General features: G+C 74.7%; 10 protein-coding genes. All 10 read left to right on the forward strand.

Features of this window, described 5'->3' with window-relative positions; translation table 11 throughout:
* The first annotated feature begins 459 nt into the window (after positions 1-459).
* The 10 genes from ACGFIG_RS08185 to ACGFIG_RS08230 are packed head-to-tail and all read left to right on the forward strand — an operon-like array spanning position 460 to position 12,217.
* Complete coding sequence (locus tag ACGFIG_RS08185; RefSeq protein WP_393000460.1) at positions 460-708, forward strand: acyl carrier protein; 249 nt, start codon at positions 460-462, stop codon at positions 706-708.
* Positions 705-3,896, forward strand: a complete 3,192-nt coding sequence (locus tag ACGFIG_RS08190) for an amino acid adenylation domain-containing protein (RefSeq protein WP_393000462.1) — start codon at positions 705-707, stop codon at positions 3,894-3,896. Before ACGFIG_RS08185 ends, ACGFIG_RS08190 begins: the two co-directional genes overlap by 4 nt.
* The gene (locus ACGFIG_RS08195) at positions 3,893-4,621 is read left to right on the forward strand and encodes an alpha/beta fold hydrolase (protein WP_393000464.1); all 729 of its coding nucleotides are present in this window, start codon (positions 3,893-3,895) and stop codon (positions 4,619-4,621) included. Before ACGFIG_RS08190 ends, ACGFIG_RS08195 begins: the two co-directional genes overlap by 4 nt.
* Entirely contained in the window at positions 4,618-5,358 is a 741-nt protein-coding gene (locus ACGFIG_RS08200) for an SDR family NAD(P)-dependent oxidoreductase (protein ID WP_393000466.1), read from the forward strand. Before ACGFIG_RS08195 ends, ACGFIG_RS08200 begins: the two co-directional genes overlap by 4 nt.
* Positions 5,355-6,635, forward strand: coding sequence for a glutamate-5-semialdehyde dehydrogenase (locus ACGFIG_RS08205; RefSeq protein WP_393000468.1), 1,281 nt, complete (start codon positions 5,355-5,357; stop codon positions 6,633-6,635). Before ACGFIG_RS08200 ends, ACGFIG_RS08205 begins: the two co-directional genes overlap by 4 nt.
* Positions 6,632-6,901: an acyl carrier protein gene (locus tag ACGFIG_RS08210; RefSeq protein ID WP_393000470.1), complete on the forward strand. Its 270-nt coding sequence runs from the start codon at positions 6,632-6,634 to the stop codon at positions 6,899-6,901. Before ACGFIG_RS08205 ends, ACGFIG_RS08210 begins: the two co-directional genes overlap by 4 nt.
* On the forward strand, positions 6,898-8,229 hold the full coding sequence (locus ACGFIG_RS08215; protein WP_393000472.1) for a TrpB-like pyridoxal phosphate-dependent enzyme: 1,332 nt from the start codon (positions 6,898-6,900) through the stop codon (positions 8,227-8,229). The genes ACGFIG_RS08210 and ACGFIG_RS08215 overlap by 4 nt, the downstream gene beginning before the upstream one ends.
* Before the next feature lie 10 nt (positions 8,230-8,239).
* A complete protein-coding gene (locus tag ACGFIG_RS08220) occupies positions 8,240-9,478 on the forward strand; it encodes an acyl carrier protein (protein WP_393000474.1) in 1,239 nt (412 codons plus the stop codon).
* Complete coding sequence (locus ACGFIG_RS08225; RefSeq protein ID WP_393000476.1) at positions 9,475-10,974, forward strand: class I adenylate-forming enzyme family protein; 1,500 nt, start codon at positions 9,475-9,477, stop codon at positions 10,972-10,974. The genes ACGFIG_RS08220 and ACGFIG_RS08225 overlap by 4 nt, the downstream gene beginning before the upstream one ends.
* Complete coding sequence (locus ACGFIG_RS08230; RefSeq protein WP_393000478.1) at positions 10,967-12,217, forward strand: type III PLP-dependent enzyme; 1,251 nt, start codon at positions 10,967-10,969, stop codon at positions 12,215-12,217. The genes ACGFIG_RS08225 and ACGFIG_RS08230 overlap by 8 nt, the downstream gene beginning before the upstream one ends.
* The last annotated feature ends 6 nt before the right edge of the window (positions 12,218-12,223 follow it).

The raw sequence follows: 12,223 nt of genomic DNA on the forward strand, positions 1-12,223 counted from the left end.
TTGGGAATACTCTGCGTTGCGCTTGTTGCACCATAGGTCATCCGAAGAGGCGTGTCCATCCTCACGCCGAGAGGTTCCCGGGCTCCCGCCGCCCGGTGCCGGTGGGCGGCCCGCGCCCCGCCGACGGCCCGAATAATGCGTACCGGAGAGTTCTGTCGGGCCGTGCCGCATCTGCGGCGATTGCGGGGGCATTGCCGCCCGCCACCTCCGCCCGGCCACTGCTCAACGCCCCTCTTGTGCCGCCCCATCCCCCGATACGGATGATCCCGCAGCGCCGCCCGAATCAGCGACCAACGACATTCCATCTTGCGAACATCGAGAGAACATCGGGGCCGGGATGCTCGGACCCGTAGAACTTCCAAGCGCAAATTCAGTCGGCCCCCACCTCGATCGGCGACCGCGATCATCCGGTTCCCGATCGCCCGGGCGCGGCCGACCTCAGGTGAACGGGAAGCAGGGATGACGACTCCAGCTGACCTCGACACGACGATCGCGAAGTACGCGTCGGTGGCCTTCGACGACTCGACCCCCCTGCTGGAGGCCGGCCTCGAATCGCTGTCCCTGCTGCGGCTCGCCGTCGAACTGGCCAACGACGACGACGCCGAGATCGACGCCACCCGCCTCGTGGATCTGCGCACGGTGGGCGACCTCAAGCAGTGGCTACGCGAGCTGAGCGCCATGGGCGCCGAGACCGGAGGCGCACGGTGACCACGACGGCCGGAACGCAGCTCGCGGCGGAGACCGCCCCGGAGCGGCTGCCGATCACCGAGTCGCAGAAGGGGCTGCTGGTCGTCAACGAACGCTCACCCGGGCACGCCGTCTACAACCAGCTCGTCCGGTTCGACATCGACCCGTCGATCCCCGACGAGACGATCGAGCGCGCGCTCGCCACGGTGGTCGCCGTCCAGCCGGCCATGCGCCAGGTCTTCGGGCTGCTGCCCGAGATGCACGCCCGGCTCACCCCGCCCCCGCGCCCGGAGGACTTCCCGCTCGAACGGGTCACGGCCCGCCGGCGCGACTTCGAGGAGGCGGTCGGCGCGGCCCAGCGGCGCCTCGGCCGGCCGGAGTTCGACCTGGCCAACGGCCCCGCGTACCGGTTCGCCGTCGTCCGCTGCCTGGACGAGCCCCGCGTGGCGGTCCTCATGTGCGACCACCACATCATCCTCGACGGCGTGTCGATGGGTCCGCTGGTACGGGACCTCCAGGAGGCGCTGTCCGGGCGCCTCGCCGGGGCGGAGATCGAGCAGCGGCGGGCCGCCCGCGAGAAGGCCTTCGTCAAGGAGCTGGCGGCGCAGAACCGCACCGCCGCCTCCGACCGCGTCGCCGAACGGTCCCGGGAGTGGGCCGCCCGGCTGCGGGAGGTCCCGCCCCTGGTGCTGGCGCCCCTGCCCGGTCGCGCCGTGCAGACGGAGTTCACCGGCGACCGGGTGAGCTGGTATCTCAGCCAGGCCGAGACGGCCGCGCTGTCGGAGACCTGCCGGCGGCTGGAGATCTCCCCGTTCGTCTTCTTCTCCGGCATCTACGGCACCGTGCTGGCCCGGCACGGCAACGTGTCCAGCGTCCTCGTCGGCAGCCCGTTCATGGCCCGCCGCACCATCGGCGCGTTCGACCTCGGCGGCTTCTTCGTCAACACGCTGCCGGTCACCGTCGACGTGGAGTGGAACCGCACCGTCGACGAGCATCTCGGCAAGGTGGTCCGGGAGTCCATCGACTTCTGCCGCGCGAACGTCGACGTCACCTTCAACCGCCTCGTCGCCGACGTACGGCCCGACCGGTCCAGCAACCGCAACCCGCTGTTCTCGGCGATGCTCGCCATGCAGGACACCTTCACGCCGGAGCCGGGCGGGGCCGTGCTGCGGGTCCTGGAGCCCGGCAACGGCACCGCCAAGTTCGACCTCTGGCTGGGCGCCACCCCGGTCGACGGTCGCTGGCTGCTCGAACTCGAGTACGACCGGCAGCTCATCGCGCCCGTGGTCGCCGACGGGCTGCTCACCTCGCTGCGCGACGCCGTACGCGCGGCGGTCTCCGACGGCTCGTGCCGGCTCGGTGACCTCTTCGGCGACGCCTCCGCCGCGGCCAGCGTCCGCTCCGACGGCTGGACCAGCCCGGTGACCGGCGACACGCCGTGGGACTGGGTGTCGGCGGCGGCCCGACGGCGGCCCGACGCCCCGGCGATCGAGGACCCGATCCGCCAGCTCGACTACCGTCAGCTGCTGGCCGAGGCCGAGCGGATCAGCGCCGGGCTCGCCGCGCACGGGGTCGGCCCCCGGGCCGTGGTGGGCCTCGCCGCGACGACCCTCTGCGACACGGTGACCGCCATCCTGGCCATCCTCCGCCGGGGCGCGGCGTACCTGCCCCTGGACCCGGGCCTGCCCGCCGAGCGGCTGGAGTACATGGTCCGGCGGGCCGGCTGCGAGTTCGTGGTCGGCGAGGCGCTGGTGCCCGACGTGCCCACGGTCGCGGTGGCGGACCTGGCCGCCACGACGGAGCCGGTGCCCGACCCGCTGGCCGACCCCGCCGCCCCGATCTACGTGATGTACACGTCGGGCTCCACGGGCCAGCCCAAGGGCGTCCAGATGGGGCACGGCCCGCTGGCCAACCTCACGAGCTGGCAGATCGCGGCCCTCGCCATGGACGCCGAGACCCGCTTCCTCCAGTACGCCCCGCTCGGCTTCGACGTCTCCTTCCAGGAGATCCTGCCGACCCTGGCCGCCGGCGGGACGGTGGTCTCCCGCGAGCCGGCCGACCGGCGGATGTTCACCGCCGTGCTCCGCCGGATCGCCACGACCCAGGTGACGCACGTCTACCTGCCGGTCGCGGCGCTGCGTCCCCTGGTGCAGACCGCCGCCGCCCGGGGCACCCGGCTGCCCGCGCTGCGCTACCTGTGCGTCTCCGGCGAGCAGCTCACCGTCGACGACGAGATCCGCGAGTTCTTCCTCGCCCACCCGCACTGCACCCTGGTCAACCTGTACGGCCCCACCGAGACCCACGCGGTCACGTCGCACCGGCTGTCGTACCGGGACGTGGTGTGGCCGGCCCACGTGCCGATCGGTCAGCCGTACCCGGGGGTGCGCGCGTACGTGGTCGACGCGACCGGCCACCTCGCCCCGCCCGGCGTCGCCGGTGAGCTGCTCCTGGGCGGGGACTGCCCGGCCGACGGCTACATCAACGACCCGGAGATCACGGCCGAGCGGTTCGTGCCCGACCGCTTCTCCGGCACCCCCGGCGGGACCATGTACCGCACCGGGGACCTCGTGGTGCGCGACGACCGGGGCGACCTGGTCTTCCTGGGCCGGATGGACACCCAGGTCAAGATCCGGGGATACCGGATCGAGCTGGGCGAGATCGAGACCGTCGCGAACCAGGTCGACGGCGTACGACAGGCGGTCGCGGTGGTCCGGGGCACCGGCGCCGACCGGGAACTCGGGCTGTTCGTCCGTTCCGACGCGGACTCCACCGTCGACCCGGAGCAGGTCCGCCAGCGGCTGACCACGGCGCTGCCGGTCTACATGCGACCACTGTGGATCTTCCCGGTCGACCGGGTCCCGACCACGCCGACCGGCAAGACCGACCGCGACGCGCTGCTGCGGCTCGCCGACGAACTGCTGGTCGAGCAGCAGAGCGCCGACACCGCCGAGGTCACGTACGCCGACGAGCTGGAGCGGGAGCTGGCCGGGCTGTGGGGCGGGGTGCTCGACGTCGAGGGCATCCGGCCGGACCGTCCGCTCATCGAGTACGGCGCCCACTCCCTGAACATCTTCACCACCCTCGCCGAGGTGCAGGAGCGCTACGGGGTGGCCGTACCCCTGGTCGACTTCTTCGCCGCGCCCACCGTGGCCACCCTGGCCGGGCTCGTCCGCACGGCGCGGGGCGGCGACGCGGCGGTGACGCCGTGACGACCCGACTGCCCGGCCGACTGGTCCCCCTGCTGCGGCGCGGCGACCGGCTGGCGTGCGTGCTGCTGCCGGGCGCAGGCGGCGGGCTGCACCCCTACCTGCGGCTCGCCGCGGCGCTCGGCAAGACCCACAACGTGGCGGCGGTACGCGCGGCCGGCCTGCTGCCCGACGAGGAGCCGGAACTCAGCATCGCCGAGATGGCCGACGCGGCGGCGCGGGCGCTGGACGCGGACGGCACGGTCCCGGCGGCCGTCTTCGGCTGGTCCCTCGGCGGCTCGGTCGCCTGGGAGCTGTGCGTCCGGCTGGCCGAGCGGGGGCACCTGCCCGACCTGGTGCTGGTGGACGCGTCGCCGCTGCCGCGCCGCGCCACGGCCGAGGAGGACGCCCGGGTACGCGAGACCATCGTCGGGATGCTCGGGCCGCGTCCCGATCCGGCGACCGTCGAGCGGGTCCGGCGGGTCTTCGACACGCAGGTCGCCGCCCTCGCGGACTACCGGGCCGACCGGCCCTACGCCGGCCGGGTGCTGATGCTGATGTGCACCGACGAGGAGTTCGCGTCGTTCCGCGCCGGCGCCGAGGCCCGGTGGCGGGAACTCGCGCCGGACCTGAGCGCCGGGCGGCTCGACGCGGGACACTTCGACGTCTTCGACCCCGAGCGCCTGCCGCAGCTGGTCGACGAGGTGACGCCGTTCCTCGGCCGGGCCTCCGGGGCGGTGCTGCGATGAGCCCGTTGGCGGTCGTCAGCGGCGGTACCCGGGGCATCGGGCTCACCTTCAGCCGCCGGCTGGTGAAGCTCGGGCACCGGGTGGTCGCGCCGTACCGCGGTGACGCCGTCGCGGCGGCGTCGGCGGCGGCGGAGCTCGGCGACGCGTTCCGTCCGATCCGGCTCGACGTCGCCGACGCCGACGCCGTGGGCGCGGCCGTGGCGGCGGTCCTCGCGGAGCACGGCCCGCCGACCGTGCTGGTCAACAACGCGGGCATCAACATCGACCGACCGTTCCTGGAGATGTCGACCGAGGACTGGCGGCGGGTGGTGGACACCAACCTTTCCGGCGTCTTCCACCTGACCCGGGGGTTCGCGCCGGCGATGCTGGCGGCCGAGGGCGACGGCGTCATCGTCAACGTGGGCGCCACCACCGGCATCCGCCCCCGGCGCAACGGCGCGAACTACTGCGCCAGCAAGGCCGGCCTGCTCCAGCTCACCAAGTGCCTGGCACTGGAGCTGGCGCCCCGGATCAGGGTCAACTGCCTGATCCCGGGCATGACCGAGACCGACGAGCTGGTGACCCGGTTCCGGCTGGACGATCCCGCCGCCCGGGCGGCGGTGGTCGCGGAGATCCCCCGGGGCCGCATCGGCACCACCGAGGAGATCGCCGACGCACTGGAGTTCCTCGTCGGGCCGGCAAGCGGATACCTGACCGGGCAGAAGCTGATCGTGGACGGTGGGCAGTTCATGTGGTGACCGATGTGGACGACATCCTGGACGGCGCGACGCGGGCCCGGGCCGAGCTGCCCCCGCCCGGCGACGGACGCTACGACCGGTACTGCGAGGCGCTCGCCGACCGGCTCACCTCCGGCTGGGCCGACGTGCTGGCGGCCAACGCCACCGATGTGGCCCGGGGCACCGAGGCCGGCCTCGGCCCCGAGCTGGTCGACCGCCTGGCGCTCGGCAAGAGCCACCTCGACGCGCTGGTCGACCTGATCGCGCGCACCCGGGCGGCGCTGCCGGCGGTGACCGCCCCGAGCGCCGGGCACCGCGCCGGCAACGGCGCCACCGTACGCCGGCTGCCCAAGCCGCTCGGCGTGGTTCTGATGATCTTCGAGGCGCGGCCGACGGTGACGGTGGAGGGCGCCCTGCTGCCCGTGGCGGTCGGCAACGTGGCCGTCCTGCGCGGCGGGGCGGAGATCGCGGCCACCAACCGGGCCCTCGCCGTCGTCGTCGGCCAGGCGCTGGAGGACGCGGGGCTGCCCGCCGGCACGGTACGGGTCGTCACCGACCCCGACCGGCGGCTGGTGCGGGCCCTGCTGAAGCGGCACGACGCGGTCGACGTCCTCATCCCCCGGGGCAGCCCGTCCCTGATCGACTACTGCCTGACCAGCTCCACCATCCCGGTCATCGCCAGCGGCGGCGGGGTCAACCACCTCTACGTCGACCGCAGCGCCGACCTGGAGCTGGCCGCCCGGATCGCCCTCGACAGCAAGCTGGGCGAGCCCACCGCCTGCAACACCCTCGAACTGGTGCTGGCCCACGCGGACGTGGCCGAGGAGCTGACCCGGGCCCTGCTGTGGGCCGGCGCCGGGCTGGCCGAACCGTGGCTGCTGCGGGTCGATCCCCGGCTGACCGCCGCCGCGCCGGCCGGGGCGCCGGTGGCCGAGCTGACCGCCGCCGACGACGGCCGGGAGTTCCTGGAACGGGCGGTCGGCATCCGGCCCGTCGCCGGCCTCGACGAGGCGGTGGCCCACATCCGCCGCTTCGGTTCCCGGCACACCGAGGGCGTGGTGGCCGCCGACCCGGCCGTCGTGGCCGCGTTCCTGGCCGGCGTGGACGCCGCCGCGCTGGTGGTCAACGGCTCCCTGCGCCTGCACGACGGCCCGACGATGGGGCTGGGACCGGAGCTGTCCATCGCCACCGGCCGGCTGCACGTACGCGGCCCCGTCAACCTGTCCGCCCTGCTGACCTGGAGCTGGGTCGTCGACGCCGGGGGCCGGCTGCGCGATGGCGGGACGGAGGCGGCATGACCGACCGGGCCCTGATCAACGATGCGGTGAAACGGCTGGTCGTACGCGAGTCGCGGCTCGCGGTCGACCCCGCCACGGTCGACGACCTCGAACCGCTCAACGGCGACCTGCTGCGGGTCAACTCGCTGGGCTTCCTCGGCATGCTCGTCCGCCTCGAGGACGAACTCGACGTGACGCTGCCCGACGACATCTTCGCCGGGCGGGTCTTCACGACCGTCGCCGACCTGGTCGACGTCGTCGCCGAAGTGGTGAAGGAGGAGCCGTGACCGAGACACCCCGGGCCTGGCGCAGCGTCCTGCCGCACCTCGGCTACGAACTGCCCGCGGACGTGACACCGGAGGACACCGACGGCCCGGTGACCGCCACCCTGCCTCTGGAGCTGATCCGGCAGAGCGTCTCGACCCGGGAGTTCTGGCCGATCCCGGAGCCGGTGGCCGAGCGCTACCGGGCCTACCGGCCGGCGCCGCTGTGGCGGGCCCGCCGCTTCGAGGCCGAGATCGGGGCCACCGTCCCGATCTACGTCAAGTACGAGGGCGGCAACATCTCGGGCAGCCACAAGTTCAACACCGCGCTGGCGCAGGCCCACTACTACCACCGCGCGGGCTTCCGGGAGCTGGTCACCGGCACCGGCGCCGGGCAGTGGGGCAGCGCCCTCGCCGCCGCGTGCGCCGCATTCGGCATGGCCTGCACCGTCTTCATGGTCGGCGGAAGCCTGCGCGACAAGCCGTACCGGGGCAGCCTGATGCGCCTCTACGGCGCGGAGCTGCACGCCAGCCCCAGCCCGCTGACCGGGGTGGGACGCGCCGCCGCCGAGCATCCGGGGCAGGGCAACAGCCTCGCGCTGGCCATCGGCGAGGCCGTCGAGTACGCCCGGGCGGACCCGAAGCGGGCCTTCTGCATCGGCAGCGGCGAGACGTACAGCATCCTGCACCAGTCGGTGATCGGCCTGGAGGCGATCGACCAGCTCGCCGCCGTCGACGCCGTCGTGGACGCGGTGATCGGCTGTGTGGGCGCCGGCAGCAACTTCGGCGGGCTGGCCCTGCCGTTCTTCGCCGCCTGGCGGGCCGGCGAGCTGGAGGTGCCCGCCGACCTGATCGCGGTCGAGTCCAGCGCCACCCCGAAGCTGACCCGTGGGGTGTACGCCTACGACCACACCGACTCCACCGGCACCGGCCCGATGGAGCCGATGTACACGATCGGCAGCGGGTACGCGATCCCCGCGTCGCACTCGGCCGGGCTGCGCTTCCACGGCGCGGCGAAGCTGATCTCCGCCATGCGGCACCGGGAGCAGATCTCGGCGCTGGCGGTGGGCCAGCGGGAGGCGCTGACCGCCGGCCGGACGTTCGCCCTGACCGAGCTGGTGCTGCCCGCGCCGGAGTCGGGGCACGCGCTGGCCGCCGCCGCCCGGGTGGCGACCGGCCGCGAACCCGGGCACCCGGCGCGGCACGGGGTGCTGGTCTGCGTCAGCGGGCACGGCCTGCTCGACCTGGCCGCGTACGACAAGCTCCTCGCCGGTCTGCCCGAGGACCGGCCGGCCGACGCGGACGCGTTGCGGGCGGCGACGGCGTCGCTCCGCGCGGTCCACCCGACGTGAAGGGCGTGACATGGTCGCTGTGCCTGCGGTGCCGACGCGCAGCCGGGAGTGGACGCCGGTGCTGACCGGCCTCCGCGCCGACCTGCTGGACTGCGTACAGGTGAACCTGGCCGCGCTGGCCGACCGGGCCTACGGGCCCGGGGCGCACCTGGCGCTCGGCGCCACCCTGCGGTTCCACACCGCCGAGGGGCCCGCCGGGACACCGGCGGTGACCGCGTCGGTCGAGCAGCGGCTCGCCGAGGCGGCCGACCTGCTCGGCCTGCGGGTCACCCGACGCTGGGACGACGTGCCCGGCGCGCGGCTGCGCGAGCTGCTCGCGGAGCACTCGCCGCTCTACGTGGTCGCCGACACGTTCACCATGAGCTGGCTGCCGTACGCCGGGAACCAGCACATGGAGCACAGCTTCCTGCTGGTCGACGCCGGCGAGCAGTGCGTGGTGGTCGACGGCTACCACAACTCCACGCAGTGGGGCGACGCGCGGCCGGGGACGTGGCGGATGCCGGCCGCGGACTTCGACGCGGCGGTGCCCCGGGCGACCGCGATGACCGTCGCCGCCGACGGCGCACCGGTGCTCGACCGCGCGGCGGTCCTGCGGGACAACGCCGCCGCGCTGCGCGCCGGGGCCGACCGGATCGAGGACTACCTGGCGGCGGTCCGGCGGCAGGCGGGCGAGGCGGAGGCGGCGGCCCAGCTGGTGCTCGACGTGTGGCTGCTCGGCCGGTCCCGGGCGCTGCACGCCGCCTGGCTGGCCGGCGACCCGGCCACCGCCGACGCGGCACGCGAGGCCGCCGACCGTGCCGACGCCTGGCTCGCCCTGGCCGGGCAGAGCTACGTGGCGATGCGCCGGGTCCGCCGGGGCGGGGTCTTCCCCACCCCGGTGCTCGACCAGCTCGACGGCCTGCTGCGCGACGACGTGGCGCTCGCCGGTCGGCTCGCCGACGCCGGGCCGGTGCCACCGCCGCAGGGCGGGCCGGCGGCCGACCCGGGCCGGATCCGCGGGGTGCTGGCCGACGAGGTGCGGGCCGTCCTCGGGGTGGGCCCGGAGGTGCCGGTCGACGGGCGTCCACTGCGGACGCTGCCCGGCTTCAACTCGTTCCGGCTGGTCGAGGTGATCGAGCGCGCGGAGGCCCGGCTGGGGGTGGAGCTGGATCCGGACGACCTCACCGGGCCGGCCCTGCACGACCTCGACTCGCTGGGCGCCGTGTTCGACCGGGCCCGCCCGGCGGCGCAGGGGGTGTCGGGCCGGTGACCAGGCTGCTGCACGACCTGCTGGACCGTACGGCGACCGCCCGGCCGGAGGCGCCGGCTATCGCCCACGGCGACCTGGTGCAGAGCTACGGGGAGCTGGACGCGGCCAGCCGGCGGCTCGCCGGCTGGCTGGCCGGGCGGGGCGTCCGCCGGGGCGAGCGGGTGATCGTCTGCCTGCCCACCGACCCACTGGTGCCCGCCCTGCTGTACGCCTGTTCCCGGGCGGGCGCCGTGTTCAGCGTCGTCAACGAGCAGTCCCCCGCGGTCGCCCTGGCGCACGTGCTGACCGACGCCGAGCCGGCGCTGCTCGTCACCGACAGCCCCCGGGCGCTCGCCGTGGCCGCCGGGCACGGGGTGCCGACCGTCGGCACGGCGGAGCTACGCGACGTCGTACGGGACGGCCCGGACGCCGAGCCGGCCGCGTCCCCGCTGGCCGTCGACCCGGTCTGCCTGATCTACACCTCCGGCAGCACCGGCATGCCGAAGGCGGTCGTGTCCACCCACGCGCAGGTGGTCTTCGCCGTCGGGGCCATCGCCGCCCAGCTCGCCTACCGGGCCGACGACGTCGTGTGGTGCGCGCTGCCGCTCTCCTTCGACTACGGCATGTACCAGGTCTTCCTCAGCACCCTCGCCGGCGCCCGGCTGCACCTGGCCTCCCCCGCCGACACCGGCCCGACGCTGCCCCGGCACCTGGTGAACAGCGCCGCGACCGTGCTGCCCGCCGTGCCGGCGCTCGCCCGTGGCCTGGCCCGGATGCTGTCCCGCCCGGGCGCGACCGTGCCCGCGCTGCGCCTGCTCACCAACACCGGCGCCGCGATGCCGCCCGAGGTCCTGCGCGACCTGCGCGCCCGGATCCCCACCCTGCGCGTACAGCTGATGTTCGGGCTCACCGAGTGCAAGCGGGCGGCGATCATGCCGGTGGACGAGGACCTGCGCCGGCCCGGCGCCTCCGGGCGGGCCCTGCCCGGCACCGAGATCCTGATCGTCGACGAGGACGGCGCGGCGGTGCCGCCCGGCACCGTCGGCGAGATCGTGGTCCGGGGGCCGCACGTGATGGCCGGCTACTGGCGTCGCCCGGAGCTGACCGCGCAGCGCTTCCCCCGCGCCGAGGGGCTCTTCCCCCAGCTGCGCACGGGCGACCACGGCTGGCTCGACGCCGACGGCTACCTCTACTTCGTCGGCCGGCGCGACGACATCTACAAGGAACGCGGCACCCGCGTCAGCGTCACCGAGGTCGAGGCGGCGGCGTACCGGCTGCCGCAGGTGCAGGCCGCCGCCGTGCTGCCGCCCCGCGCCGAGGACGGCGGCGACTCCGCCACCCTGTTCGCGGTGACCGAGCTGACCGCGCCGGAGGTGCTCGCCGCGCTGCGCACCGAACTCGACGAGATCAAGACACCCCGGACGTGCCTGGTCGTGCCGGAGATCCCGCTGACCCGCAACGGCAAGGTCGACCGGGCCGAGCTGTACCGGATGTGGTCGGAGCGGGCCCGTGTCTGAGCTGGCGGCACTCTTCGACCGGCCGGGCGCGCCGCAGACCCCGGCGTACCTCTACGACACCGACGAGCTGGCCCGCTCGTACGCGGCGCTGCGGGCCGCCCTGCCCGGGCCCGCCGAGCTGTTCTACTCGCTCAAGGCCAACCCGCACCCGACGGTCGTAGCCGACCTGACCGCCGCCGGGTGCCGGGCGGAGGTCTGCTCCCCCGGCGAGCTGCGCGTCGCGCTGGCGGCCGGCTGCGACCCGGCCGAGATCCTCTACACCGGCCCGGGCAAGCGGGACGTCGACCTGGCCGAGGCCGTACGGGCCGGGGTCGGGCTCTTCTCCGTCGACTCGCCGTACGGGCTGGACCAGCTCGACCGGGTGGCCCGCGAGCACGACGTCGAGGTACGCGCACTGGTGCGGATCAACGACGACAGCCCGGCCCCCGGGCAGGGGCTCACGATGACCGGCGTCGCCTCGCAGTTCGGCGCGGACGTGCGCTGGGTGCTGGACCGGCCCGACCTGTTCGGGCCGCGCCGGAACGTGTCCCCGGTCGGGTTCCACCTCTACATGGGCAGCAACGTCGACGGCGAGGACGCCCTGGTCGCCCAGTTCACCCAGTCCGTCGACACCGTACGGCGGCTGGCGGCGGCGACCGGGACGCAGCCGGAGCTGATCGACCTGGGCGGTGGCTTCGGGGCGCCCTTCGCGCGGGCCGGCGGCCGGCCGGACCTGCCGAAGCTGGCGGACCGGCTGACGGCGCTGCTGGCCGACGCCTTCCCGGGCTGGCCGGAGCGCGGGCCGGGGGTGGCCTTCGAGTCGGGCCGGTACCTGGTCGGCACCTGCGGCACGCTGGTCACCCGGGTCCTGGACGTGAAGCGGTCGCAGGGCGCCACCGTGGTGGTGCTGGAGTCGGGCATCCACCACCTCGGCGGGATGTCCGGCCTGCGCCGGCTGCCGCCGATCGTGCCGGACCTGCTCACCGTGGACGCGGCGGCCGGTGCGCCGGTGCCCGGGACCATCGTCACCGGGCCGCTGTGCACACCGCTGGACACGTGGGCCCGCGCCGCGGCCCTCCCGCCGCTGGTCCCGGGTCAGCTGGTCGCCGTGCCCAACGTGGGCGCGTACGGCCTCTACGCCAGCCTGGTGGCCTTCCTCGCCCATCCCATGCCGGTCGAGGTCACCGTCGCCGGGGGCCGGATCACCGGCGTGACCCGGCTGGAGCTCACCCGGCACACCGTCATCGGCAGCGACAGGGGTTGATCTGAC

The sequence above is a fragment of the Micromonospora sp. NPDC049048 genome (assembly GCF_043197615.1).
In the GTDB taxonomy this organism is placed as follows: Bacteria; Actinomycetota; Actinomycetes; order Mycobacteriales; family Micromonosporaceae; genus Micromonospora.